The sequence below is a fragment of the Burkholderia sp. Ed8 genome (assembly GCF_040761425.1).
GTDB classification, from domain to species: Bacteria; Pseudomonadota; Gammaproteobacteria; order Burkholderiales; family Burkholderiaceae; genus Burkholderia; species Burkholderia seminalis.
In genome coordinates this window covers 3,503,298-3,528,635 of the sequence record NZ_CP142886.1, presented here as the reverse complement: position 1 = coordinate 3,528,635, position 25,338 = coordinate 3,503,298, and the positions used below count along the sequence as shown (strand labels likewise).

28 protein-coding genes are annotated in these 25,338 nt (G+C 67.9%); 15 read left to right on the top strand and 13 right to left on the bottom strand.

The features are described 5' to 3' along the window. Window positions 1-107: 107 nt before the first annotated feature. The 9 genes from VXM69_RS30215 to VXM69_RS30175 form a co-directional block, all read right to left on the bottom strand. Window positions 108-725 carry a PolC-type DNA polymerase III gene (locus tag VXM69_RS30215; RefSeq protein ID WP_049032646.1) on the bottom strand — a complete coding sequence of 206 codons (618 nt, stop codon included), beginning with the start codon at window positions 723-725 and terminating at the stop codon, window positions 108-110. Window positions 726-1,115: 390 nt separating this feature from the next. Next, window positions 1,116-1,565: an acetyltransferase gene (locus VXM69_RS30210; protein WP_367189701.1), complete on the bottom strand. Its 450-nt coding sequence runs from the start codon at window positions 1,563-1,565 to the stop codon at window positions 1,116-1,118. A 97-nt stretch (window positions 1,566-1,662) separates the two neighbouring features. Beyond that, the gene (locus VXM69_RS30205) at window positions 1,663-2,151 is read right to left on the bottom strand and encodes an NUDIX hydrolase (protein WP_367189700.1); all 489 of its coding nucleotides are present in this window, start codon (window positions 2,149-2,151) and stop codon (window positions 1,663-1,665) included. An 8-nt stretch (window positions 2,152-2,159) separates the two neighbouring features. Beyond that, a complete protein-coding gene (locus VXM69_RS30200) occupies window positions 2,160-3,038 on the bottom strand; it encodes an NAD(P)-dependent oxidoreductase (protein WP_367189699.1) in 879 nt (292 codons plus the stop codon). A 107-nt stretch (window positions 3,039-3,145) separates the two neighbouring features. Next, the gene (locus VXM69_RS30195; RefSeq protein WP_301940958.1) at window positions 3,146-3,424 is read right to left on the bottom strand and encodes a gamma-butyrobetaine hydroxylase-like domain-containing protein; all 279 of its coding nucleotides are present in this window, start codon (window positions 3,422-3,424) and stop codon (window positions 3,146-3,148) included. Continuing rightward, window positions 3,421-4,416 (bottom strand): HEAT repeat domain-containing protein, encoded by a 996-nt coding sequence (locus VXM69_RS30190; protein ID WP_367189698.1) that lies wholly within the window; start codon window positions 4,414-4,416, stop codon window positions 3,421-3,423. The genes VXM69_RS30195 and VXM69_RS30190 overlap by 4 nt, the downstream gene beginning before the upstream one ends. Window positions 4,417-4,447: 31 nt before the next feature. After that, entirely contained in the window at window positions 4,448-4,693 is a 246-nt protein-coding gene (locus tag VXM69_RS30185) for a ferredoxin family protein (protein ID WP_034188813.1), read from the bottom strand. A gap of 11 nt (window positions 4,694-4,704) precedes the next feature. Next, window positions 4,705-6,444 carry a fumarate reductase/succinate dehydrogenase flavoprotein subunit gene (locus tag VXM69_RS30180; RefSeq protein ID WP_034188812.1) on the bottom strand — a complete coding sequence of 580 codons (1,740 nt, stop codon included), beginning with the start codon at window positions 6,442-6,444 and terminating at the stop codon, window positions 4,705-4,707. Further along, complete coding sequence (locus VXM69_RS30175; RefSeq protein WP_367189697.1) at window positions 6,441-7,211, bottom strand: GntR family transcriptional regulator; 771 nt, start codon at window positions 7,209-7,211, stop codon at window positions 6,441-6,443. Before VXM69_RS30175 ends, VXM69_RS30180 begins: the two co-directional genes overlap by 4 nt. Window positions 7,212-7,500: 289 nt before the next feature. Between VXM69_RS30175 and VXM69_RS30170 the strand changes: the two genes are divergently transcribed. The 11 genes from VXM69_RS30170 (at window position 7,501) to VXM69_RS30120 (ending at window position 17,667) form a co-directional block, all read left to right on the top strand. Continuing rightward, entirely contained in the window at window positions 7,501-8,718 is a 1,218-nt protein-coding gene (locus tag VXM69_RS30170) for an MFS transporter (protein ID WP_059561799.1), read from the top strand. Between the two features lie 280 nt (window positions 8,719-8,998). Next, on the top strand, window positions 8,999-9,400 hold the full coding sequence (locus VXM69_RS30165) for a DnaJ family domain-containing protein (protein ID WP_034188809.1): 402 nt from the start codon (window positions 8,999-9,001) through the stop codon (window positions 9,398-9,400). Then, window positions 9,397-9,993, top strand: a complete 597-nt coding sequence (tadA, locus tag VXM69_RS30160; protein ID WP_049034427.1) for a tRNA adenosine(34) deaminase TadA — start codon at window positions 9,397-9,399, stop codon at window positions 9,991-9,993. The genes VXM69_RS30165 and tadA overlap by 4 nt, the downstream gene beginning before the upstream one ends. Window positions 9,994-10,075: 82 nt before the next feature. After that, window positions 10,076-11,014 (top strand): muramoyltetrapeptide carboxypeptidase, encoded by a 939-nt coding sequence (gene ldcA, locus VXM69_RS30155; RefSeq protein WP_034188808.1) that lies wholly within the window; start codon window positions 10,076-10,078, stop codon window positions 11,012-11,014. 307 nt (window positions 11,015-11,321) lie between these two features. Beyond that, on the top strand, window positions 11,322-12,026 hold the full coding sequence (locus VXM69_RS30150) for a GntR family transcriptional regulator (protein ID WP_367189696.1): 705 nt from the start codon (window positions 11,322-11,324) through the stop codon (window positions 12,024-12,026). A 149-nt stretch (window positions 12,027-12,175) separates the two neighbouring features. After that, a complete protein-coding gene (locus VXM69_RS30145; RefSeq protein WP_034188806.1) occupies window positions 12,176-13,660 on the top strand; it encodes an NCS1 family nucleobase:cation symporter-1 in 1,485 nt (494 codons plus the stop codon). 10 nt (window positions 13,661-13,670) lie between these two features. Beyond that, window positions 13,671-14,462: an aspartate/glutamate racemase family protein gene (locus tag VXM69_RS30140; RefSeq protein WP_034188805.1), complete on the top strand. Its 792-nt coding sequence runs from the start codon at window positions 13,671-13,673 to the stop codon at window positions 14,460-14,462. A gap of 148 nt (window positions 14,463-14,610) precedes the next feature. Next, the gene (puuE, locus tag VXM69_RS30135; protein ID WP_049032803.1) at window positions 14,611-15,564 is read left to right on the top strand and encodes an allantoinase PuuE; all 954 of its coding nucleotides are present in this window, start codon (window positions 14,611-14,613) and stop codon (window positions 15,562-15,564) included. Continuing rightward, a complete protein-coding gene (gene uraD, locus VXM69_RS30130; RefSeq protein WP_034188803.1) occupies window positions 15,561-16,082 on the top strand; it encodes a 2-oxo-4-hydroxy-4-carboxy-5-ureidoimidazoline decarboxylase in 522 nt (173 codons plus the stop codon). The genes puuE and uraD overlap by 4 nt, the downstream gene beginning before the upstream one ends. Before the next feature lie 62 nt (window positions 16,083-16,144). Continuing rightward, window positions 16,145-17,158, top strand: coding sequence for an allantoicase (gene alc, locus VXM69_RS30125; RefSeq protein WP_059561796.1), 1,014 nt, complete (start codon window positions 16,145-16,147; stop codon window positions 17,156-17,158). Further along, window positions 17,155-17,667 (top strand): ureidoglycolate lyase, encoded by a 513-nt coding sequence (locus VXM69_RS30120; RefSeq protein ID WP_034188801.1) that lies wholly within the window; start codon window positions 17,155-17,157, stop codon window positions 17,665-17,667. The genes alc and VXM69_RS30120 overlap by 4 nt, the downstream gene beginning before the upstream one ends. 82 nt (window positions 17,668-17,749) lie before the next feature. Here VXM69_RS30120 and VXM69_RS30115 read toward each other — a convergent pair whose 3' ends face one another. Then, window positions 17,750-18,712 carry a LysR family transcriptional regulator gene (locus tag VXM69_RS30115; RefSeq protein ID WP_049032051.1) on the bottom strand — a complete coding sequence of 321 codons (963 nt, stop codon included), beginning with the start codon at window positions 18,710-18,712 and terminating at the stop codon, window positions 17,750-17,752. Between the two features lie 152 nt (window positions 18,713-18,864). On the opposite strand from VXM69_RS30115, the gene VXM69_RS30110 reads away from it, so the two are divergent. Further along, on the top strand, window positions 18,865-19,269 hold the full coding sequence (locus VXM69_RS30110) for a RidA family protein (RefSeq protein WP_124669719.1): 405 nt from the start codon (window positions 18,865-18,867) through the stop codon (window positions 19,267-19,269). 16 nt (window positions 19,270-19,285) lie between these two features. Here the strand turns inward: VXM69_RS30110 and VXM69_RS30105 are convergent, their stop codons facing one another. Then, window positions 19,286-20,101: an aminotransferase class IV family protein gene (locus VXM69_RS30105; protein WP_367189695.1), complete on the bottom strand. Its 816-nt coding sequence runs from the start codon at window positions 20,099-20,101 to the stop codon at window positions 19,286-19,288. A gap of 131 nt (window positions 20,102-20,232) precedes the next feature. Here VXM69_RS30105 and VXM69_RS30100 point away from each other — a divergent pair, with 131 nt between their 5' ends. Both VXM69_RS30100 and VXM69_RS30095 read left to right on the top strand, forming a co-directional pair. Continuing rightward, window positions 20,233-21,153 (top strand): LysR substrate-binding domain-containing protein, encoded by a 921-nt coding sequence (locus VXM69_RS30100; RefSeq protein ID WP_069706302.1) that lies wholly within the window; start codon window positions 20,233-20,235, stop codon window positions 21,151-21,153. A gap of 70 nt (window positions 21,154-21,223) precedes the next feature. Continuing rightward, complete coding sequence (locus VXM69_RS30095; RefSeq protein WP_034188796.1) at window positions 21,224-21,634, top strand: ACT domain-containing protein; 411 nt, start codon at window positions 21,224-21,226, stop codon at window positions 21,632-21,634. 99 nt (window positions 21,635-21,733) lie between these two features. On the opposite strand, the gene VXM69_RS30090 is transcribed toward VXM69_RS30095, so the two are convergent. Both VXM69_RS30090 and uraH read right to left on the bottom strand, forming a co-directional pair. Continuing rightward, window positions 21,734-22,927, bottom strand: coding sequence for a urate hydroxylase PuuD (locus VXM69_RS30090; RefSeq protein ID WP_034188795.1), 1,194 nt, complete (start codon window positions 22,925-22,927; stop codon window positions 21,734-21,736). Between the two features lie 52 nt (window positions 22,928-22,979). Beyond that, entirely contained in the window at window positions 22,980-23,333 is a 354-nt protein-coding gene (gene uraH, locus VXM69_RS30085) for a hydroxyisourate hydrolase (protein WP_034188794.1), read from the bottom strand. 509 nt (window positions 23,334-23,842) lie between these two features. Between uraH and VXM69_RS30080 the strand changes: the two genes are divergently transcribed. Further along, window positions 23,843-25,255 (top strand): 8-oxoguanine deaminase, encoded by a 1,413-nt coding sequence (locus tag VXM69_RS30080; protein ID WP_049030961.1) that lies wholly within the window; start codon window positions 23,843-23,845, stop codon window positions 25,253-25,255. Window positions 25,256-25,338 lie beyond the last annotated feature (83 nt).

The window sequence follows — 25,338 nt, the reverse complement described above, 5'->3', positions numbered from 1 at the left end:
CGGGTTCACGTCCGGGCAAAAAAACGGCTTGGCGCTTGCCAAGCCGTTTTTGCATTCACGCATCGCGTGGAACGGGACGCGTCGTGTCACCGGGCGCGACCGGATGCCTACGCGTGCGCGCACCCGAGCGAACGCAGATACGTCGGCACCTTCGCCTTGCTCGTTGCCTGGACCCGCGACATCAGCGCGTGATCGATGCGATCCAGCCCGTACGTCCGGGCGATGTCGTGCTGCAACCGGCACCACAGATGGCCGGCCATTTCGGCATCGACCATCGCCCGGTGCGCGCGGCCCGATTTCGGTAAACGCAGCATCTCGACCAGGCTCGACAGGCGATGACTGCGAGCGTCCGGGTAGATCCGTCTCGCCACCAGCATCGTGCAGGCGAACGCATGCTCGGCCGGCATGCCGAGCTGCCCGAGCTCCGATTGCCAGAAGCGTTTGTCGAAACCGGCGTTGTGGGCGACGACCGCATGCTTGCCGACGAACGCCGCGGCTTCCTTCATGACTTCGGACGCCGGCGGTGCCGACGCGATCATGTCGTTCGTGATGCCGGTGAGCGCGACGACATCGGACGGGATGCGCCGGCCCGCATTCATCAGGCTCTGGAAGCGGTCGACGATCTGCCCGTCACGCAGAAGGATGACGGCGATTTCGGTCGCGCGGTCGCCCATGTTCGGCGACAGCCCGGTGGTTTCGAAGTCCAGTACCGCGACGGTCTGCATGGTTGAATCCTGCTGCTTCATGGGGTGACGTTTGGGTTGGCCGAGAGAGTAGCATCATCGGGGCGGAGATAGGCTCGTTTGGCCCGAGAAACGCGCGTTCTCGCTATTGCACCGTTTGTGACTGGCTGCGATGCAGGGGCGTGATCCGACTGACGTTGTTCCACGCGTGATCGTCGCGCGGCAAGCTCACCCGGACCTTCGGCCATCCGGATCAAGATCGGATGACGGCAGGAAATCCGGGCTTGCCAGCGCGGCGGCTATCCGTTACCTGCGCTCGAGAACGACATGGCATCGGCGCGATTGGCGTCCGACAGCGGGCCGCGAACGGGAATCGAGACGTCATCGCTCGGATAACGTGCGAATGGATGTCGCACCGGTTCCCGATCCTGCTCAGGATCGTTCGCTACCGCGATAACGAAGGTGAATCAGCGGATACGGCCGCCCTTGTCCGTCGCAGGCCGATCGTCCCCAGCGCTCGAACCCGAGCCGCTCGTAGAATGCCGTGGCCGCTTCGTTCTGCTCGTTGACGTCGGTCGTCAAATTGGGGTGGCGCCCGAGCGCAGCTTCGACAAGCCGCCGACCGACGCCCGTCCCATGATGGGCGGGATCGACGAACAGCGCTTCCATGTGACTGCCGTCGAGCAGCATGAAGCCGATCGGCCGATCGTGCGCGTCGACAGCGAGGTCGAGCGGCGCGGCCGGCAGGAACGTGACGACTTCGGCTTCGATGGCGCGGCGGTCGTCGTCGCTCAGGAAGGGGTGGGTTGCGTCGACGGCACGGCGCCAGATATCCAGCACGCGTGTGCCGTCGGCCTCGGTGGATTGGCGAATTCTGATCATGATTGGATAGGTTGTGATCCGGTGCCCGGCGGGTAGCCCGCACCGCGATGGATCGGGCGCATCGTCCGCGCGGTAGCGCGGAAACGACGGCGAAGCGTCAAACGGGCGAGCGCCGCGCGTCGCCCAGGGATGCCGACCGTTCGATCGCCCGTCGAGCGACGTCGCGCACGCCCGCGCTCATCGGCACGTCATCACGATCGAGCTCGTCGAGGGCGAACCAGCGCGCATCGAGCGCATCGTCGCCGGCGGCGGGCGTGCCGCGCAGCCATCGGCACAGCACCGCGACCATGATGAAATGCTGGCGCACGGCGCCGCCCGCATCGTAATCGAACGCATCGAGCGCGGTAAAGGCGTCGAGTGCATCGACCGCGACGGTCGTCTCTTCGGCGATCTCGCGAACGACCGCGTCCGCGATCGGTTCGCCCGGTTCGATCTTGCCGCCGGGGAACCCCCAGCAGCCCGCGTCGGGCGGATTCGCGCGGCGCACGAGCAAAACGTCGCGTTCGCGCAGCACGATGCCGATCACGGCGGGAATGGGGCGCACGGTTGCGGCGGCGCCGATTGCGGAGTGTGCCGATCCGGACATGGGCGCACCTATGCGTCGGTGCGTCGTTCGATCGCGCGAATCACCGCGACCATGTCGTCCGATCCATGTCCGGCTTTTTCGGTCTCGCCGTAAAGCGCGTGACAGACGTCGAGCAGCGGCGACGCGATGCCGGTGCCGCGCGCGGATTCGGCGACGAGGCGCGCGTTCTTCAGCACGTCGGTGATCGCGGCCTGCACGGAGAAATCTTCCGCGACGAGCTTGCCGAGTTTCACGCGCGATACGTCGCTTGCCATCGGGCCGGCGTTCAGCACGTCGGCGAAACGTGCGAGATCGATACCGTGACGTTGTGCGAAATGCGTGGCTTCGGTCAGGCCGGTGACCATCGTGATCAGGAACAGGTTGACGGCCAGCTTCATCGTCAGCGCCGACGGCACGTCGCCGCACGCGAAGCTGTCGCGGCACAGCGGCTTCACGAGCGCGCGCACGGCGTCGACGTCGTCCGGCGCACCGGCCAGCATCACGACGAGCTGGCCCGCTTCGGCCGGCTTGCGCGACCCCGATACGGGCGCCTCGACGTAGCGGCCCGACGCGGCGGCGATTTCATCGGCGAGCGCACGCGAATACCCGGGTGCGTTGGTGCCCATGTTCACGATCGTGTGGCCGCCGACGCGCGCGGCAAAACCGGGTGTGCCGCGCGCGAGGACGGCGTCGATCGCCGCGTCGTTCGCGAGCATCAGGATCACGGTGCGGCACGTCGCGAACACGTCGTCGACGTGCTCGGCGATGCGCGCGCCGGCGGCGCGCAGCGCATCGTCGCTGCCGCGCGACCGGCTCCACGCGACGAGCGGCGTGCCGGCACGCGCGAGATTGAGCGCCATCGGCGTGCCCATCACGCCGAGGCCGATGAATCCGACTGCGGTTTGCATGTCCTTGCTCCCACGGTGGGTGGAGACGTTCGTGGGCGTCAGTATCGCAGCGTTTCCACACGCGTGCCATCGCGCCCGCGAACCCGCGGGAAGCCGCACGGCGGCTGCTAGTCGATGTCCGCCAGATAGGGCCACGGATAGATGCCGCGCGCGTGGCCGTCGCCGAACATGAAGCGCACGCCGTAGCCGGCCGGCTCCACGCCTTCGAGCGTCAGGTCGGGCCGGGCATCGACGCGACCGCCGTCACGCCGGATGCGTCGGCATGCCGCGCACGGGCATTCGGTGCGCAATCGCGCATAGCCGATGCGCTGCGTTGCGCCGTCGGGCCAGCGCAGCATGAGCGCGCCTGCCGGATGGTCGAGCGCGATTTCGGTCGGCGCGATCATCGGGGCGCGTCGCCGATTTGCCGGATCGCGATCCGTACGGCCTTGCGGACTTCCGGGTCGCGATCCTCGAGCACATCGTTCAGGGCGGGCAGCGTCGCGGGGTCGCGCAATTCGCCGAGCGCGAGCGCGGCTTCCTTGCGCAGATTGCTGATCGCATGCGAGAGCAGCGCGACGACGGCCGGCGCCGCAGCCGCGTCGCGCAACTGCCCGAGTGCGCGTGCTGCGCGCAGACGCACCTGCCAGTAGTCGTCGTCGAGCGCGGCGACGAGCGGCTCGCGCGCCAGCGTCACGCGCAGCTTGCCGAGCGTGGTGGCTGCTTCCTCGCGTACTTGCCATGCGCGATCGCGCAGCGCGGCGAACAGCGCATCGATGACGGCCGCATCGTCGGCTGCCGCGAAGCCGATCGAGCCGACCGCGGCACGTCGCACGTCCGCATCGGTATCGGCCGTCGCGATGCGCGCGAGCGGCGAAAGCGCGCGCGGATCCTTGAGCCAGCCGAGCACCGTGACGGCTTCGGCGCGCACGGCGGGGGGCTCGGCCTCGAGCGCATGCAGCGCGGGTGCGAACGCGCCGGGGTCACGCAACTCGCGCAATCCGCGCAGCACGGCACGGCGCACGAACGGCTCGGGCCGGTCGGCCCAGCGGCACAGTACGGGACCCGACGCCGGGTCCTTCAGTTCGGACAGGCTCTGGGCGGCGGCGGCGCGCACGTCGTCGTCCGGATCGAGCAGCGCGCCGCACAGCGCCTCGACGACGTCGGACTGTTCCCACGCACCGAGTACGCGGGCGGCTTCGCCGCGCACGTCGGCCGACGGGTCGGTGCGCAGCGCGGCGACGAACGCCGGCACGCGTTCGGGATCCTCGAGATCCGCGAGTTCGAACAGCGCGACGCGGCGCACGGATGCGTCGGACGCGGCGAGGCGGGCGACGAGCGCGGCCGGGTCGCGCTCGTGTGCGCCGGGTAGCGGGGCGGCGAAAGGAGAGTCGGTCATGAGCGAAGAAAAAGGGCGTTGACGTACGCGGTCAGCGCAGCAGGTAAGGGATCTCGACCTTGACTGCGCCGGTCGGGCAATCGCGCTCGCACGGCATGCAGTACCAGCATTCGTCGAACTGCATGTAGGCCTTGCCCTTGGTCACGTCGATCGCGAGCAGGTCGAGCGGGCACACGTCGACGCAGACGGTGCACCCCTTGTCGGCGATGCAGCGTTCCTCGTCGATCGTCACGGGTGCGCTGCTGCGCAGGAAGATGTCGTGCGGGGTATGGGGCACGGTAGGGCTCCTTAGAGGGCAGTCGCGAGCGCGGCCGGTTCGCGGATGCGCAGATTCGTGTAGGCACCGCGATCGTCGTCGGCCAGCGGCACGACGTACGGTTCGACCGGCCGCTTCTCGCTGCGCATCGCGCCGTCGGCATCCTTGCGCAGCCACGTGTGGCAGAACCATTCGGCGTCATCGCGATGCGGGAAGTCGACGCGATGGTGGTACAGCCCCCAGCGGCTCTCGGTGCGGAACAGCGACGCGCGCGCGGCCATTTCCGCGCAGTCGCGGATCGCGCGCACTTCGGCCGCCCGCATCAGTTCGTGCGGATGACCAGCCTTGATCTGTTCGATATCCTCAGTAATATCGTCAAGGCGTTGCAGCCCGATTTCCATCTTGCGCGTCACCTTCGGCGGTTGCAGGTAATCGTTCACCATGCGGCGCAGCTTGTATTCGACCTGCGCCGGCGCGAGGCCGTGTTCGCGCAGAAGCGGGGCCATCACGCGGGCGCGTTCGGCCTCGACCTGTTCGTCGTCCACCGGCGCAAGGTCGCGTCCGGCCACGTCGTCGGCCGCGTTCTGCCCGGCGAACCAGCCGTACGTGAACGCGCCGAGCATGTAGTTGTGCGGGACGGCCGCCATGTCGCCGGCCGCGTAGAGCCCCGGCACGGTCGTCTCCGCGCGCGCGTTCACGTACACGCCCGATGCGCTGTGACCGCTGCAGAAGCCGATCTCGGAGATGTGCATCTCGACCATCTGGCTGCGGTAGTCGGTGCCGCGCCCCGCGTGGAAGCGGCCGCGGCTCGGCCGTTCGTTCGTATGCAGGATCTGCTCGATGGTCTGGATCGTTTCTTCCGCGAGATGGTCGAGCTTCAGGAACACCGGGCCGTTGCCGCTCTGCAGTTCCTGGTAGAACTCCCACATCATCTGGCCGCTCCAGTAGTCGCATTCGATGAAGCGCTCGCCCTTGCCGTTCGCGGTGAAGCCGCCGAGCGGGCCCGTCACGTACGCGCACGCCGGGCCGTTGTAGTCCTTGATCAGCGGATTGATCTGGAAGCATTCGAGATTCGCGAGCGCGGCGCCCGCGTGATAGGCCATTGCGTAACCGTCGCCCGCGTTGGTCGGGTTCTCGTAGGTGCCCATCAGGTAGCCCGATGCCGGCAAGCCGAGGCGGCCGGCCGCGCCGCAGCAGAGGATCACGGCCTTCGCGCGGATCACGTGAAACTCGGCGGTGCGGCAGTCGAAACCGAGCACGCCGCTTGCGCGGCCCTGCGTATCGGTCAGCACGCGCGTCGCGACGATCCGGTTCGTGATCGCGATGCGCGCGCGCTTCAGTTGCCGGTACAGCACCTTCTTGATGTCGTGCCCCTCCGGCATCGGCAGCACGTACGAGCCCATGTGATGGACCTTCTTCACCGCGTAGTCGCCGGTGCCGTCCTTCTCGAACTTCACGCCCCAGCGGTCGAGCTGCTCGATCGTCGTGAAGCTGTGCGCCGCGTACGCGTACACGGCTTCCTGGTCGACGATGCCGTCGTTGGCGATCGTGATTTCGCGCGTGTACTGTTCGGGCGTCGCATGACCGGGGATCACCGCGTTGTTCAGGCCGTCCATGCCCATCGAGATCGCGCCGCTGCGCTTCACGTGGGCCTTCTCGAGCAGCAGCACACGCAGGGACGGGTCGCGCTCCTTCGCCTTGATCGCCGCCATCGGCCCGGCCGTGCCGCCGCCGACCACGACGACGTCGTATTCGTGAACCTGGGTTGTCATCGCTGTTTCCTTGCAGCTTTGCGTGGTTTTTGCCGGTCGATGCGCAGCCGGTACTGGAATGCGTCGCCACGGAAGTAGAGGTATTCGTAGTCGATCGGGGCGCCCGACGCGTCGTGAGTGAGGCGCTCGATGCGCAGCACGGGGCTGCCGTCCTCGACGTGCAGCGCATCGACGATCTCGTCGTCGGCGAGGATCGCGTCGATCGACACGTCGGCATGGCCGAGCGGGATGCCGCAGTCGTTTTCCAGCACGAGGAAGATGTCGCGGGTCGCGAGATCGGCGCCCGCGAGGCGCTTGCCGAGCGCTTCCGGCACCCAGGTCTGTTCGAGCGACACCGGTTCGCGGTTCAGCAGCCGCACGCGGTGGATCTCGACGAGCGGCGCGCCTTCCGGCACGTTCAGCTTGGTCGCGAGATGGCGGTCGGCTTTCACGGTGCGCAAGCTGCGCAACTGGTTGACGATCTCGTAACCCATCGACGACATCGCCTCGGCGAAGCCCTGCAGCGACGTCACGTTCTGGAACGCCTTCGGCTTCGACACGAACGTGCCCTTGCCGTGCAGCTTGAACAGCAGTCCTTCCTTCTGCAGGTCGCCGAGCGCCTGGCGCACCGTGATGCGGCTGACGTCGAACATCGCGCACAGCTCGTGCTCGGACGGCATCCGGCTGTGCGGCGCATAGGTGCCGTCGAGAATGCGCGCGCGCAGCATGTCCTTGATCTGTACGTAGAGCGGGGCCGCCGACAGCGGCACGACGTTGGATGCGGTCATCGATCAACTTGTTATGACAAGATGGATCGAGTGTAGTCAGCGTGGCCGCGCGGCCAAACCAACCATTTCCGATAACGAATTTCCGATTCCGGCAAAGCGGGGCGAACGCGTGACCGGTTCGTTGCCGGCCGCGCGAATTGGCCGACAATGAAAAATCGCCGGCTCGTGACCCGCGGATGTCGATTTCCCGATGATTCGCCCGTCGTATCCATGTCGACCGGGTATGGCGCCGCACATGCGGCCTGTACCCGGTTTCCGAGGATGGCCGAAACGGACAAGGAGGCGCCAAATGACGGATTCCCGTTACCGCTGGGTGATCGTCGCCGCGGGCGGCCTGATGGGCTGCGTCGCGATCGGCGCGATGTTTTCCCTGCCGGTGTTCCTGCGCGCGATTGCGCGCGACACGGGCTGGTCGATGACCGGCATTTCCACGGCGATGACGCTCGGCTTCATCGCGATGGCCTTCGCGAGCATGGCGTGGGGCAGCCTGTCGGACCGGATCGGCACGCGGCCGGTCGTCCTCGCGGGCGCGGTGCTGCTGTCGGCGAGCCTCGCGCTGGCGAGCCGCGCGCCGTCGCTGTTCGCGTTCCAGCTGACCTTCGGCCTGGCCGTCGGCGGCGCGACGGCCGCGATATTCGCGCCGATGATGGCGTGCGTGACGGGCTGGTTCGACACGCACCGCAGCCTCGCGGTGTCGCTCGTGTCGGCCGGCATGGGAATGGCGCCGATGACGATGGCGCCGCTCGCCGCGTGGCTCGTGTCGGTGCGCGACTGGCGCACGTCGATGCTGCTGATCGCCGGGCTGGCGGCCGTCGTGATGATTCCGGTGTCGCTCCTGGTACGGCGGCCGCCCGCGCTCGACCCTGCCTCCGCGCACGCCGCGCCTTCGGCTGCCGGCGCACCGGCAGCGATGTCGGTCGCGGATGCGCTGCGCTCGCCGCAGTTCATGATCCTGCTGCTGACCAACTTCTTCTGCTGCGCGACGCACTCGGGCCCGATCTTCCACACGGTCAGCTACGCGGTCACGTGCGGCATCCCGCTGATCGTCGCGGTGTCGATCTACAGCGTCGAGGGGCTCGCCGGTATGGGCGGCCGGATCGCGTTCGGCATGCTCGGCGACCGCCTCGGCGCGAAGCGCATGCTGGTGGCGGGGCTGCTCGCGCAGGCGCTCGGCGCGCTCGGCTATTACTTCGTGCGCTCGCTCGACGGGTTCTACGCGGTCGCGACGCTGTTCGGCTTCATCTATGCGGGCGTGATGCCGTTGTATGCGGTGCTCGCGCGCGAGAACTTCCCGCTGCGGATGATGGGCACCGTGATCGGCGGTTGCGCGATGGCCGGCAGCCTCGGGATGGCCGCGGGCCCGGTCGCCGGCGGCCTGATCGTCGATACGTTCGGCAGTTACGGCTGGCTGTACCTCGGTTCGTTCGCGATCGGCCTCGGCGCGTTCCTGATCGCGATGATGTTTCGCCCGTTCGCGAAAACGCGGCCGGAAACGGCGGCCGCTTGATGCGGCGGCGGAAACGGAACGGCTGCCGTTTCGTCGGACCGGCGCGGTCCGGCGCGCCTCGTCACGAATAGAAAACAGGGCCCGACGCCGTTTGCGTCTGGAGCGGCCCGCACGGCGCTCGGCCCGCTGCGGCGCAGCAGAGCGGCATTTGACGGTGATCGGCGTGCATGCGTGGCGATTCGGCCCCTAAAAAGCACAATATCGAGCATATATTCGAAGGGCCTGTCATAGCCGCGTCACCCTGCTAGAATTCGGCCTGCCGCATTGTTCCGATTGACTGATGAGATTGCTTGACGCCCTGGTCGAACAACGTATCGCCGCCGCCGCCGCGCGGGGCGAGTTCGACGATTTGCCGGGTACCGGCGCGCCGCAGGCGCTGGATGACGACCTGCTCGTGCCCGAGGAGGTGCGGGTGGCCAACCGTATCCTGAAGAACGCGGGCTTCGTGCCGCCGGCCGTCGAACAATTGCGCGCGCTGCGCAACCTGCATGACGAAGTGCAGGCGGTCAGCGACCGTGCCGCGCGCTGCCGGCTGCAGGCGAAGATTCTCGCGCTCGACATGGCGCTCGAATCGCTGCGCGGCGGCCCGATGGTGATGCCGCGCGACTACTGCCGGCGCATCGCGGAGCGCCTGTGCGAGCGCGGGCTCGACGAAGCGCCCGCCGACACGGGGCCGATGTGACGTCCGACGCGCTGCACGACGCAGCCCGGTCGGCAACCGCTCCGGCGGCCGAACCGGCCACCGATACACCTGTTCCCGAAGCCACGCCCGTGTCGGCGCGCGACCTGCATTTCATGCGGCTCGCGCAGGCCGCCGCCGAAGAGGCGCGCGCGGCCGGCGAGGTGCCGGTCGGCGCGGTGCTCGTGCGCGGCGACGAAGTGATCGCGCGCGGTTTCAACCATCCGATCGGCGGGCACGACCCGTCCGCGCATGCGGAAATGGCCGCGCTGCGGATGGCCGCGCAGCATCTGCGGAATTACCGGATGCCCGGCTGCGAGTTGTACGTGACGCTGGAGCCGTGCCTGATGTGCGCGGGCGCGATCATGCATGCGCGCATCGCGCGGGTCGTCTACGGCGCCGCCGATCCGAAGACGGGCGCGTGCGGCAGCGTGATCGACGCGTTCGCGAATCCGCAGCTCAACCACCATACCGAAGTGACGGGCGGCGTGCTCGCCGACGAGTGCGGCGCCGCGCTGAAGTCGTTCTTCGCCGAGCGCCGTCGCGCGCTGCGCGAGGCGCGGCTCGCCCGCGATGCCGCACCCGGCGCGTCATAAGCCCACCCGTCAGGCACGACGCCGTGAACCGGAGACGGTTCGGACCCTCTAAGCAGGTTTGACGACCCGACACCTTTCCCCCATGTCCTTCCAGCCCGCCGCGTCCTATACCATCCGCCTGCTGGCGCCGTCCGGTTATCCGCACGACCCGGACGCGATCAATCGCGCGCTCGAACGCCTCAGCACCGCGCAGCATCGCATCGAGAACATCGAGGCGACGCAGCGGCGCTACCAGCGGTTCGGCGGTACCGACGGGGAGCGCGCAGGCGACCTGAACCGCCTCGCCGATCCCGAGCGGCCGCTGCCGGACATCGCGCTCGCGGTGCGCGGCGGCTACGGCGCCGCGCGGATCCTGCACGGGCTTGACTACCGCGGGCTCGAGCGCCGGCTGCGCGACCAGCCGGTCGCGCTCGTCGGCCACAGCGACTTCACCGCGATCCAGCTCGCGCTGTATGCGAAGGCGCGCATCAAGACGTTCGGCGGCCCGATGCTGTCCGCCGACTTCGGCGCGGAAACGCCGAGCGACTTCACGATGCAGCACTTCTGGCAGACGCTGACGCAGCCGGGCACGACGATCGTCACCGAGGCGCCGCAGGTGCAGGCGGCGAACGTGACGGGCACGCTGTGGGGCGGCAACCTCGCGATCCTGACGTCGCTGATCGGCACGCCGTACATGCCCGACATCGAAGGCGGCATCCTGTTCATCGAGGACGTCAACGAGCAGCCGTTCCGGATCGAGCGGATGATCTACCAGTTGCACCTGTCGGGGCTGCTCGCGCGCCAGCAGGCGCTCGTGCTCGGCCAGTTCACCGGCGCGCGGCCGTTCGAGTACGACAACGGCTACGACATGCAGGCCATGATCGACCAGGTCCGAGCGGTGATCGGGATCCCGGTCGTCACGGGGCTCCAGTTCGGCCATGTGCCCGACCTGCTGACGCTGCCGTTCGGCGCGCAGGCGCAACTGGTCGCGAATGCGCACGGCTTCCGGCTGACCTTGTCGGACTACCCGCATCTCGGCTGATGCAGGCGCGATCGATCGAAAGGCGGGTTTCCCGCCTTTTTCTTTATGTAAATGCGCAACTAACGGTCGAAAATTTTCGTCGACGCACGACCGATTGTTGCCCGGGTATGCACCAGTTTTGTCAACAAAATGGCCGGTCGGGTATACGACAGGAAAGGCCTCCGACAGGCATGTGAGGCTTGTATTGCATGGAATGAGCGCATCCTGCACCGAACCGGGTCGCGTCGATGCACGCCGATTGTGCGAAATCCCGGAAAAGAATTGTTGACAATCTTTATGTCCGCCCTAGGATGAGGACCATCACACGATGCAGATCATGAACGAGCCCGATTCCCAGCCGTCCGGCGCAGCCGGTCCCGAAGCGATCGCCGAGCGGATCCGCACCGCGATCCTCGAGCATCGGCTCGCGCCCGGCGCGAAGCTGACGGAGGCGCAGCTCTGCGACGTGTTCGGCGTGAAGCGCGGGACGATCCGCCAGGCGCTCGCGCAGCTCGCGACCGACAAGCTGGTCGATCTCGAGCCGAACCGTGGCGCGTTCGTCGCGAGCCCGACGCTACAGGACGTGCACGAGGTGTTCGAGATGCGCCGGATCATCGAGCTGGCGGTGGTCGAGCGGCTGGCAACCGGGCCCGGTGCGAAGCGGCTGAAGGGCGTCGCCGCGCTGATCGACAAGGAACGCAAGGCGTTCGAGCGGCATGACTTCGCGGCGTGGATCCGGCTGTCGGGCGAATTCCACACGGCGCTCGCCACGCTGATGGGCAATGCGACGCTCAGCGCGTGCCTCGAAGGGCTCGTCGCACGCTCGACGCTGATGTCGGCGCTGTACGAATCGCACGGGCGCAGCCCGTGCTCGTGCGACGACCACGACGAGATCCTCGCCGCGCTGGAGGCGGGAGACCCGAAGCAGGCGGTGACGCTGATGGCGCGCCACCTGCAGCATGTCGAACTGAAGATGCTGGACCGGCCCGCGCAAGGGCAGGTCGATTTGTGCGAAGTGTTCGGCGGCGCCTGAGCGGCGACGCGAACCCGGCCGCGCGCCACAGAACGAGCGAAATGCAGGCCCGCGGTATTTGCCGCGGGCCGCTGGTCCGACTCCGGGCGACGATCCGGAGCGATATCGATGACGGTGGAGCGGCCGCCCGGCCGCGTCAAGGAGAAGTCATGGCTCAGTTCAGTGTGGCGCACGAGAGCGCCTTTCCGGCGAAAGAAGGCGGCGAGGGCGGCGATCCGACGCTGCCGGATGGTTACAGCGAACGTCTGTATAACGAAGATTTGGCACCCCTGAAGAATCAGACGTGGGGTGCGTACAACATCTTCGCGTTCTGGATGTCGGACGTGCACAGCGTCGGCGGCTACGTGTTCGCGGGCAGCCTGTTCGCGCTCGGGCTGACGAGCTGGCAGGTGCTGATCGCGCTGATCGTCGGCATCGGCCTCGTGAACGCGCTGTGCAACCTGATCGCGCGGCCGAGCCAGCAGATCGGCGTGCCGTATCCGGTCGCGTGCCGCGCGACCTTCGGCGTGCTCGGCGCGAACGTGCCGGCGGTGATCCGCGGGCTGATCGCGATCGCGTGGTACGGCATCCAGACCTATCTCGCGTCGAGCGCGCTCGTGATCGTCGTGCTGAAGTTCTTCCCGCAATGGCTGCCGTACGCGGACGTCCATCGCTACGGCTTCCTCGGGCTGTCGGCGGTCGGCTGGGCCGGCTTCATGCTGCTGTGGGTGCTTCAGGCGTTCGTGTTCTGGAACGGGATGGAGACGATCAAGAAGTTCATCGACTTCGCCGGCCCGGCGGTCTACGTCGTGATGTTCATCCTCGCCGGCTACATGGTGTGGCGCGCGGGCTGGCGCAACATCGGCATCAACCTCGGCGGCGTCAAGTATCACGGCGCGGAAGTGATCCCGGTGATGATCACGGCGGTGTCGCTGGTCGTGTCGTACTTCTCCGGGCCGATGCTGAACTTCGGCGACTTCTCGCGCTACTGCCGCTCGTTCGGCGACGTGAAGCGCGGCAATTTCTGGGGGCTGCCGGTCAACTTCCTCGCGTTCTCGCTCGTCACGGTGATCACGACGGCGGCGACCTTGCCGGTGTTCGGCGAACTGATCACCGACCCGGTCGAGACGGTCGGCCGCATCGACCATCCGACCGCGGTGATCCTCGGCGCGCTGACGTTCACGATCGCGACGATCGGCATCAACATCGTCGCGAACTTCGTGTCGCCCGCGTTCGACTTCTCGAACGTGGCGCCGCGGCTGATCAGCTGGCGTGCGGGCGGGATGCTCGCGGCCGTCGCGTCGATCTTCATCACGCCGTGGAACCTGTTCAACAACCCGGCCGTGATCCACTACACGCTCGACGTGCTCGGCGCGTTCATCGGCCCGCTGTACGGCGTGCTGATCGCCGACTTCTATCTCGTCAAGCGCGGCCGGCTCGTGCGCGACGACCTGTACACGATGTCGGAGAGCGGCAGCTACTGGTACACGGGCGGCGTGAACCGCCGCGCGCTCGCCGCGCTGCTGCCGGCGGCCGTGATCGCGGTCGTCTGCGTGATGGTGCCGGGCTGGCAGGCCGCCGCGAATTTTTCCTGGTTCATCGGCGCGGGGCTCGGCTTCGTGTTCTACCGGCTGCTCGTGAGCGCGAAGGCGTGAGGAGCGTGCGATGAAGATCCGACTGATCAATCCGAATACGACGCAGCGGATGACCGACGCGATGGGGCGCTGCGCCCGCGAGGTCGCGGCCGCGGGCACGGAGATCGTCGCGGTGAGCCCGCCGATGGGGCCGCCGTCGATCGAAGGTTATTACGACGAGGCGCTCGCGACGCCGGGGCTGCTCGCCGAGATCGCGCAGGGCGAGCGCGACGGCTGCGACGCCTATGTGATCGCGTGCTTCGGCGACCCGGGCCTGTACGCGGCGCGCGAACTCGCGCGCGGGCCGGTGATCGGCATCGCCGAGGCCGCGATGCATGCGGCGAGCGTGCTCGCGCCGGGCTTCTCGGTCGTCACGACGCTCGCGCGCACCTGCGGGATGGCGTGGCACCTCGCGGAGCGCTACGGGATGAAGCGCTTCTGCCGCAACGTGCGCGCGACCGACGTCGCGGTGCTCGAACTCGACCGGCCGGGCTCGGCCGCGCGCCGGATCATCGTCGACGAATGCCGGCGCGCGCTCGACGAGGACGGCGCCGACGCGATCGTGCTCGGCTGCGCGGGGATGGCCGAGTTCGCGCACGAGATCGAGCAGCAGATCGGCGCGCCGGTGGTCGAAGGCGTCACGGCGGCCGTCAAGTGGGCCGAGGCGCTCGTCGCGCTGCGCCTCGCGACCGCGAAACGCGGCGATTACGCGCGGCCGCTGGCGAAACGCTACGACGGCGCATTCGCCCGCTTCAGCCCGCCGGACGGGGAGGCGGCGGAGCCGGTCCCGAATTTGCCGCAACCGCACATACACACCGTCTGACACGCACTATCTGCGTCGCTGTATGGGCGCGTATGAACGTTTTCGCTACACTGGGCCGTCATCGCATCGGCTCGTGCGGCCGGCTTCCGGCGCCGCGCGGTCGATGCGAACCCATTATTTCAGCCCGCTTTCGCCGTACTTCGAACCCATGTCACTCGATCCCAACTATCCTCGCGACCTGATCGGCTACGGCCGCCATCCCGTTCAGGCGAACTGGCCGGGGCGCGCCCGCGTCGCCGTGCAATTCGTGCTGAACTACGAGGAGGGCGGCGAGAACTGCGTGCTGCACGGCGATCCGGGCTCCGAGCAGTTCCTGTCCGAAATCGTCGGCGCGGCCGCGTATCCGGACCGCCACATGAGCATGGAGTCGATCTACGAATACGGTTCGCGGGCCGGCGTGTGGCGCATCCTGCGCGAATTCGAGAGGCGCGGGATGCCGCTGACGGTCTTCGGCGTCGGCATGGCGATCGAGCGTCATCCGGAGCTCGCGCGCGCCTTCGTCGAGCTCGGCCATGAAATCGCGTGCCACGGCTGGCGCTGGATCCACTACCAGAGCATGACGCCGGAACTCGAAGCGGAGCACATGCGCCTCGGGATGGAAGCGATCGAGCGCGTGACGGGCGAGCGTCCGCTCGGCTGGTATACCGGCCGCGACAGCCCCAATACGCACCGCCTGGTCGCGGAATACGGCGGCTTCCTGTACGACTCCGACAACTACGGCGACGACTTGCCGTTCTGGATGGACGTCAAGGTGTCGGGCGGCGGCACGTCGCCGCAACTGATCGTGCCGTACACGCTCGACACGAACGACATGCGCTTCGCGACGCCGCAGGGTTTCAACACCGGCGATCACTTCTTCGACTACCTGCGCGACGCATTCGACGTGCTGTACGCGGAGGGCGACGAGGCGCCGAAGATGCTGTCGATCGGCATGCATTGCCGGCTGCTCGGCCGGCCGGGCCGGTTCCGCGGGCTGCAGCGTTTCCTCGATCACCTCGAGAAGCACGATCGCGTTTGGGTGACGCGCCGTGTCGATATCGCGCGTCACTGGCGTGAACATCATCCGTATCAGCCCAATCATCAAGACGAAGGGAAAGCATGAAGGCGATGCGCTACACGTTGGAACAACTGAACACGATGGCGCCGAGCGCATTTGTCGCGGCGCTGTCGGGGATCTTCGAACATTCGCCGTGGGTGGCCGAGGTCGCCGCGGGCGAGCGGCCGTTCGCGAGCATCGACGCGCTGCACAAGACGATGGCGGACGCGGTGGAAACGGGCGGCGAAGCGCGCCAGCTCGCGCTGATCAACGCTCACCCGGAATTGGCCGGCAAGGCCGCCGTGCGCGGCGAGCTGACGGCCGAGTCGACGCGCGAGCAGAGCGGCGCGGGCCTCGACCAGTGCACGCAGGAAGAATTCGACAAGCTGCTGACGCTGAACCGCACGTATCGCGAGAAGTTCGGCTTCCCGTTCATCCTCGCGGTGCGCGGTTATGACCGCCACGGCATCATCGCGAACTTCGAGTCGCGCGTGAATCATTCGCGCACCGAGGAACTGCGTGCGAGCCTCGACCAGATCTACCGGATCGCGCGCTTTCGCCTCGACGACCTGATCGACGCCTGACACCGCGCACGGCCCGCTGTGTCGCGGCGGCCGGATCGCAATCACTGAAACAAGGAAACATCATGGCTGTTCCGCTTCTCGATCCCAACGCACCCGAATTCACGCGGCGCTACGTGAATCTTGCCGACCCGCGTCTCGGTGCGCAGGCGCTCGAGGCCAGCGACGATTTCTTCGCGCCGAAGGACCGGATGCTGAACCCCGAGCCGGCCGTCTTCATCCCCGGCAAGTACGACGACCACGGCAAGTGGATGGACGGTTGGGAAACGCGCCGCAAGCGCACGACGGGGTACGACTGGTGCATCGTCAAGCTCGCGCGCCCGGGCGTGATCAAGGGCTTCGACATCGACACGAGCCACTTCACCGGCAACTTCCCGCCGGCCGCGTCGATCGAGGCCGCGTTCGTGGCCGACGGCGCGCCGACGCATGCGACCGAGTGGGTCGAGATCGTGCCGTCGACGACGCTGCAGGGCAACAGCCATCACTACGTCGAAGCGAGCGACGCACGCGCGTTCACGCACCTGCGCGTGAACATCTACCCGGACGGCGGCATCGCGCGCCTGCGCGTGTACGGCCAGCCGCAGCTCGACTGGGCCGGCGCGAGCGCGACCGAGCAGTTCGACCTCGCGGCGATGGAAAACGGCGGTTACGTCGTGGCCGCGAACAACCAGCACTTCGGCGTCGCGTCGAACCTGCTGCTGCCGGGCCGCGGCGTGAACATGGGCGACGGCTGGGAAACCCGCCGCCGCCGCGAGCCGGGCAACGACTGGGCGATCATCGCGCTCGCGCAGCCGGGCGTGATCCGCAAGATCGAAGTCGATACCGCGTTCTTCAAGGGCAACTTCCCGGACCGCTGCTCGATCCAGGCCGCGTACGTGTCGGGCGGCACGGACAGCTCGCTGATCACGCAGTCGATGTTCTGGCCGGTGCTGCTCGGCGAACAGAAACTGCAGATGGACAAGCAGCACTATTTCGAACAGGACATCGCGTCGCTTGGCCCCGTCACGCACGTGCGACTGAACATCATTCCGGACGGCGGCGTGTCGCGCCTGCGCCTGTGGGGAACGCTCGACAAATGAAGACGCTCGTTATCGAACCGCTGACCAGGGAAGCCTTCGCGCCGTTCGGCGACGTGATCGAAACGGACGGGGCGAAGCAGATCCCGATCAACCTCGGCACGACGATCCGCTTTCACGATCTCGCGAAAGTCGACGTGACGGACGAGGGCGGCCGCACGCTCGTCAACCTGTTTCGCGGCCAGCCGCGCACGCTGCCGTTCGAAGTGAAGATGCTGGAGCGGCACCCGCTCGGCAGCCAGGCGTTCGTGCCGCTGAACGACCAGCCGTATCTCGTCGTCGTCGCGCCCGCGGGCGATCTCGATCCGGCGAAGATCCGTGCGTTCGTGACGAGCGGCTGGCAGGGCGTCAACTACGCGAAGGGCGTGTGGCATCATCCGCTGATCGCGCTCGGCGGCGTCAGCGATTTCATCGTCGTCGATCGCGGCGGTGACGGCCTGAACCTGAACGAGCAGGATCTGCAGGAATCGCTTTGGCTCACCGACGAGGCGCTGCATGCGCTGACCGCCTGAGTCGTCGACGCTTCCGTTGCCTGCCCGCCGAAACCCGCGCAAGATGCGCGGGTTTTTTTATGTGCGCTCGCTTTGTCGCGACTCAGGTCAACACGGCCTTGCGCGCGTCGCGCGAACCGCCGCCGCGACGACGGTTCGCGACCGGCGCATGCTCGGCCATCAGATCGGCGACCCAGTCGACGAACACGCGCAGCTTTGCGCTGACGTGGCGGTTCGGCGGGAATGCGACGTACATCGGCATCGGTTCGAGTTGCCATGGCTCGAACAGCGGTACGAGTTCGCCCCGCGTGCGATACGCGGCGGCCATGTAGTCGGGCAGCCACAGGATGCCGAGCCCGGCGAGGCCGGCTTCGAGGTACGCATTGCCGTCGTCGACGGCGAGCACGTAGCGGCCGCGTACGGTGATCTGCTCGCCGTCGCGCGCCATCGCAAACGGCAGTGCCTTGCCGGTGCGCGCCCACAGAAAGCCGACGATGCGGTGATGCGTGCCTTCGAGTTCGCCCGGGTGCGTCGGTGTGCCGGCGCGCGCGAGGTAAGCGGGCGATGCGTATACGCCGAGCCGCAGGTCGCCGATGCGGCGCGCGATCAGCGAGCGGTCGGCCGGCTCGCCGCCGCGCACGACGCAGTCGACGTTCTCGCCGATCACGTCGACCACGCGGTCGCTCACGCCCATGTCGAGCTGGATGTCCGGATAGCGCGCGTGGAACGCGGGCAGCGCGGGGATCAGGATCAGGCGCGCGAGCGGGGTCGGCACGTCCACGCGCAGCCGCCCCGTCGGCGACGCCGACGCGGCGGACAGGCTCGTTTCGGCATCGTTCATGTCGGCCAGCAGCCGCACGACGCGCTCGTAGTACGCGGCACCGTCGGCCGTGACGACGACCTTGCGGGTCGTGCGGTGGAACAGCTTCACGCGCAGCCGCGCCTCGAGTTGCTGCACCAGTTGCGTGACGGTGGTGCGGCTCATGTGCAGCGTGTCGGCTGCCTTCGTGAAGCTGCCGGCCTCCACCACGCGGGCGAACGCCTGCATTGCGTCGAATCGATCCATCGGGTCAGGACTCCGCGGCGCCCGGACATTGTTTGGCGCGCGCAAACAGTGTTGGACAAGGTTGCCGGTTTATCCGCCGTGCAACGGTCCTTAAAGTGCCTTCATCGTTGAGACCGGGGCGGCGACGCCCCACCGACCGATGGAGGGGTTGAATGGCAAAGCGTAGCGTAGTTTTTCCGCCCGGTCGCCGGGCGCTGTATGACCGCAATCGCTATTCGCCGGCGGTGCGCGCGAACGGCTTCCTGTTCGTGTCCGGGCAGGTCGGCAGCCGCGACGACGGTTCGCCCGAGCCGGAGCTGGGCGCGCAGGTCCGCCGCGCGTTCGACAACCTGAATGCGGTGCTGCGCGCGGCTGGCTGCACGTTCGACGACGTCGTCGACGTGACGGTGTTCCTCGTCGATCCCGAGGAGACGTTCGAACGGATCTGGACGATCGTCCCCGAATACTGGGGCGATGCGCCGCATCCGGCGCTGACCGCCGTCGGCGTGACCTGGCTGTACGGTTTCCAGTTCGAGATCAAGGCGATCGCACGGCTGCCGGAGTCGGCCGATGCGTGAGCATGGCGCGTGCGTATCACGGCGCGACGGGCGGCTCCTGTTCATACGCGCGATGCAGTCGCGCGGCCAGCGACGGCGAATCGGGCAGCGTCGCCGTGCCGAACCGGCGCACGGCGACGCCCGGCGTCCACGAATTCATCACGACGGCGCCGGCCATCGACGGCAGGTCGGCCGGCGTCACTTCACGGTCGTGCTGCGCGATGCCCAGACGTGCCAGCTGCCGCCGCAGGATGCCCATCGTGACACCGCCGAGCATGCCGGCCACTGGCCACACGAGCGCGTCGCCGGTCCAGAACGCGATGTTCCAGATCGAGCCTTCGCTGATGCGTCCACGACGATCGATGAAGGCCGCGTCGTCGAACCCTTGCGCCGCCGCACGGCGCAGGAAGTGCGTTTTCGCGACTTCGCCGACGTGCTTGATGTCCGGCAGCACGCGCTCGTGTTCGAACAGCGCGAGATCGAGCGGGCCGGCCGGCCCCGACGACGGCGCGGCGGTGCGGATCAGCACGTCGAGCGCTTCGTCGTCGCGCGGCGCGGCGAATTCGCCGGTCGTCGCATGGACGGTCGCGCTCAGCGACAGCGCCGACGGCGCACGATCGAGCGCGGCGCGCAGGAACGCGCGAATCCGTGCATCGGGCAGCGCATGCCCGAACAGCGCGTTCGATGCATCGCGCAGCCGTGCAAGGTGCAGGTCGAGGCCGCGTACGCGGCCGTCGCGAACCTGCATCGCGGTGAAATGTGCGTGGCCCGCGAAAGCCAGCGCGGCAAGCGCATCGGGCGTGGCGGCCACGCCGTTGATGTGGGCGACGGACGGGAACGGTGCAGCGGTCATCGGCGAATCTCCAGGTTGGCCGCGGGCGCGGGGCGGCGCGGCATCTTCAAGAAAACCTATTGTTTGCCGATTGATGGTGTCGTGAAAAACGAGTAGTTTTGGAACGGTCGTCAAATTCTGTTTGAAGATCGATGGAACGCATGTGGCCTGGCACGCGCGCGCTGAGGACGTTCGAGGCGGCGGCGCGGCACCTGAATTTTTCGCGGGCGGCCGACGAGGTCGGGCTGACGCCGGCCGCCGTCAGTCACCAGATCAAGGAAATCGAGGCGCAGCTCGGCATCGAACTGTTCGTCCGGACGAGCCGCAGCATCCGGCTGACGCCGGCCGGCGCGGTGCTGGTTGCGGCCGCCGCCGATGCGCTGGCGGGCCTGCGGCACGCGACCGCGCGGGCACGGCGCATCGCGCGCGAGCGGACGGAGCTGCGCGTGTCGGTCGGCGCGCGCTTCGCGACGCACTGGCTGCTGCCGCGCCTGCCGCGCTTCAAGGCCGCGCATCCGGCGCTCGAACTGACGTTCGACATCACCGACCGGCTGCGCGATTTCGACGGCGACGACGTGGATGTCGCGATCCGCTTCGGCACCGGGCGTTATCGCGACGCGTGCGTGCAGCGCCTGTTCGGCACATCGGTCGTCGCGGTCTGCAGCCCCGCGCTGGTGTCGGCCGGCCCCGCGTTGCGCAAGCCGCGCGACCTGCTGCGCCACACGCTTTGCCACGCCGACTGCGAAGTCGACGGCGTGACCTGGCCGCGCTGGTCGGCGTGGATGGCCGCCGCCGGCGTCGACGGTTTCGACGACAGCCGGTGCGTTGCGTTTCCGGATTCGAGTCACGTCGTGCAGGCCGTGATCGACGGTACGACGATCGGCCTGGCGGAGCCGCACATGATTGCGCGCGATCTCGCGGACGGGCGCCTCGTCCGGCTGTTCGACGTGAACGTCGAGGTGGCGCCGGGGCTCGCGTATCACGTCGTGTATCCGGCGCACACGCAGGACGATCCGCGCATCGTCGCGTTGCGCGACTGGCTCGCGGACGAAGCGGCGATGGCGCACGCGTAGCGCGTCGTCGTGCGTGCTATCGTGCCCGCATTACCACCGCACGACGTCCGGCGCCGGACGTGCCCCTTCGATGAGCCAACCTGAAAACGACCTCAGGGTCCTGCTACGGACGATGCAACCCGAACTGCATCCGGGCGCGTTCGCCTTCGTGTCGCTGCCGACCGGTGCGGACGTATCGTTATCCGAAGTCATCGCGACGTTCCGCGAAGCGGAAGGGCTGACGGTCGTGGTCGAAGAGGCAACGGCAGCACGTCGCGGCTGGCCCGTGCTGTTCCGCGCCGCATGGATCACGCTCACCGTCCATTCCGATCTCGCGGCCGTCGGTCTCACGGCCGCCTTCGCGCGGGCGCTCGGCGCGGCCGGCATCAGCTGCAACGTGATGGCCGCCGCATGCCACGATCACATCTTCGTACCGGTCGACGACGGCCCGCGCGCGCGCGATGCGCTCGTTGCCCTGCAGCGCGACGCGATGCGCGGCTAGTGCCCGAAGTGCATGCGGCGCACGCGGCGCATGAAAAAACGGGCCCGTCACCGGGCCCGCGAACGGAGAGGATCGCGCCGGCGACCGGCGCACGGCGGCTTACTTGACCGCGCCACCCTCGAACCAGGCGGCGAGCTTGGTCCGCTCGTCGTCGGTCATGTGCGTGACGTTGCCGATCGGCATCGCCTTCAGGCGCACGGCCTGTTCGTAGATACGCTGCGCGTTCTTCGACACTTCGTCCGGCGTGTCGAACATCACGCCTGCGGGAGCGCTGCCCATCAGCGTCGGCTTCGACGAGTGGCACTCGACGCAGCGCTGCTGCAGGATCGGCATGATGTCGTTGATTGCGATCTTCGGCGCGTTCGCGGCCTGCGCTTCCGGTGCGACCGGCTTCGGCATCGTCCACACCAGCGCGCCCGACAGCAGCGCGACGCCGCCGATCGGCAGGTACCACAACTGCTTGCCGCGGTGGCGCATCACGAAGAACTGGCGGATCAGCGCGCCGGCCAGCATGATCAGCACGAGCACGACCCAGTTGAACTTGTTCGTGTACGTCATCGCATAGTGGTTCGACAGCATCGCGAACACGACCGGCAGCGTGAAGTACGTGTTGTGCACCGAACGCTGCTTGCCGCGCTTGCCGTAGATCGGGTTCGGTTCCTCGCCCTTGAGCATCTTGTCGACCATCTTGCGCTGGCCGGGGATGATCACGAAGAACACGTTCGCCGACATGATCGTCGCGAGCATCGCGCCGACGATCAGGTAGGCGGCACGGCCCGAGAAGATGTGGCACGCGAGGTACGCGGCGACGACGACGTAGAGGCCGACGCAGATGCCGAGCACGCGGTCGTTGGTGCCGAGGATGCGGCACAGCGAGTCGTAGACGATCCAGCCGGCCGCGAGGAAGCCGAGCGCGGAGGCGACGGCGACCACCGGGCCCATGTCGAGCACGCTCTTGTCGATCAGGTACGTGTTCGGCGCGAGCAGGTACAGCACGAAGAACAGCGAGAAGCCCGACAGCCACGTGGTGTACGACGGCCACTTCGACCAGTGCAGGTCATCGGGCATTTCCGGCGGGGCCACCGTGTACTTCTGCATGTTGTAGAACCCGCCGCCGTGCACGTGCCACAGCTCGCCGAACACGCCGCGCTTGCGCTGGTTCGCGTCGGTCGGCGGTTTCAGGCTGTTGTCGAGCGCGACGAAATAGAAGGACTCGCCGATCCACGCAATGGCGACGATGACGTGCAGCCATCGCAGCGCGAGGTTCAGCCAGTCGGTGATGAAGCCTTCCATGAAACTCCTCCAGACTCAATTCGTTTGTTCGATGCGGGCGCTGATTCGTCTGTCAGCTGCCGCGATAGGTGCTGTACGACCACGGCGACACGAGCAGCGGCACGTGGTAGTGCGAGCCGGCGTCGGCGATGCCGAAGCGGAGCACGACGCGGTCGACGAAGCGGGGTTCGGGCACCTTCACGCCGAGCGCCGCGAAGTAGTCGCCGGCATGGAACACGAGTTCGTATTCGCCGGTGGCGAGCGCGGCGCCTTCGAGCAGGGGTTCGTCGCAGCGGCCGTCGCTATTGGTCAGCACGGTCTTGATCGCGCGGCGCGATTCGCCGTCGAGCGCGTAGAGGTCCACCTTGATGGCCGCGCCGGGACGGCCGTGCGCCGTATCGAGTACGTGGGTAGTGAGCTTTCCCATTCGTTGTGTCCTTGTGTGAATGCGAGGTTCGGCGGCGACCCGATCCATTGACTATGCGGCGGATCGAGGCTCCACGTCACACGTGGCTACATACCCGTCGGCGAGATTGAAGCGAGCGCCGTGCAGGCATTGTAAAAAGGTTCCCCGTGCAAATACGTGCGCGATATCGAAGATAATGCGCCGAGCATGAGCGGCTGTCGACGGCCCGCCGGGCAAGGCTGCCGGCCCGGTTTCGGGCGCCGGGCGGCGCCGCGGGCGGCGTACCATATCGAAACCCTGAGGTACGGTATTCCGGTTCGCGCATTGTGCGCGGCGCGCGCGTGGGCGATCCTCCCGCCGTGCGCGTCGGCCCGTGGCCCGCGCGTACCCCGAAGACGGCGAGCACGCCGGGTAACCGGGCCAGGGCGTTCGAACGGACGCAGGCACCGGGGCGTGCCGCGATTCAGCGTTCGAACGGCTGTGTGACCGCCGCCAGGCAACTCCTGGAGGCAGACCGACGCGGAGAACGCATGAACCTCGAGCAGCACGCTGGCGCACGCGCGCCGAACCCCACCTCATCCCGCCCGACCACCCTGCTGGTCAAGCACGCCGACGTGCTCGTGACCATGGACGACACGCGCCGCGAACTGCGCGATGCCGGGCTCTACATCGAGGACAACCGGATCGTCGCGGTCGGCCCGACCGCCGAGCTGCCCGACACGGCCGACGAAGTGCTCGACCTGCGCGGCCACCTCGTGATCCCGGGGCTCGTGAACACGCATCACCACATGTACCAGAGCCTCACGCGCGCGGTGCCCGCGGCGCAGAACGCCGAACTGTTCGGCTGGCTCACGAACCTGTACCGGATCTGGGCGCACCTGACGCCCGAGATGATCGAGGTGTCGACGCTGACCGCGATGGCCGAGCTGCTGCAGTCGGGCTGCACGACGTCGAGCGATCACCTGTACATCTACCCGAACGGCAGCCGGCTCGACGACAGCATCGGCGCCGCGCGGCGGATCGGCATGCGTTTTCACGCGAGCCGCGGCGCGATGAGCGTCGGGCAGCGCGACGGCGGGCTGCCGCCCGATTCGGTCGTCGAGCGCGAGCCCGACATCCTTCGCGACACGCAGCGCCTGATCGAAACCTATCACGACGAAGGCCGCTACGCGATGCTGCGCGTGGTGGTCGCGCCGTGCTCGCCGTTCTCCGTGAGCCGCGACCTGATGCGCGATGCGGCCGTGCTCGCGCGCGAATACGGTGTGTCGCTGCACACGCACCTCGCGGAGAACGTCAACGACATCGCTTACAGCCGCGAGAAGTTCGGGATGACGCCGGCCGAATATGCGGAGGATCTGGGCTGGGTCGGCCACGACGTGTGGCATGCGCACTGCGTGCAGCTGGACGACGCGGGCATCGGCCTGTTCGCGCGCACCGGCACGGGCGTTGCGCACTGTCCGTGCTCGAACATGCGGCTCGCGTCGGGCATCGCGCCGGTGAAGAAGATGCGTCTCGCGGGCGTGCCGGTCGGCCTCGGCGTCGACGGCTCCGCGTCGAACGACGGCGCGCAGATGGTCGCGGAAGTGCGGCAGGCGCTGCTGCTGCAGCGGGTCGGGTTCGGGCCCGACGCGATGACCGCGCGCGAAGCGCTCGAGATCGCGACGCTCGGCGGGGCGAAGGTGCTGAACCGCGACGACATCGGCGCGCTGAAGCCCGGCATGGCCGCGGACTTCGCCGCGTTCGACCTGCGCCAGCCGCTGTTCGCGGGCGCGCTGCACGATCCGGTCGCGGCGCTCGTGTTCTGCGCGCCGTCGCAGACGGCCTACACGGTGGTGAACGGGAAGGTGGTGGTACGGGAAGGGCGGTTGGCGACGCTCGATCTGCCGCCCGTCATCGAGCGCCACAACGCGCTGGCGCACGCGCTCGTCGAGGCCTCGCGCTGACGCGGGACCGACGTCGGGCGGCCGCCGCCCGACGGGGCGTGCCGCCGGCCGTCGTCGCGCCCTGGGCGGCCGCGGCGCGCGAC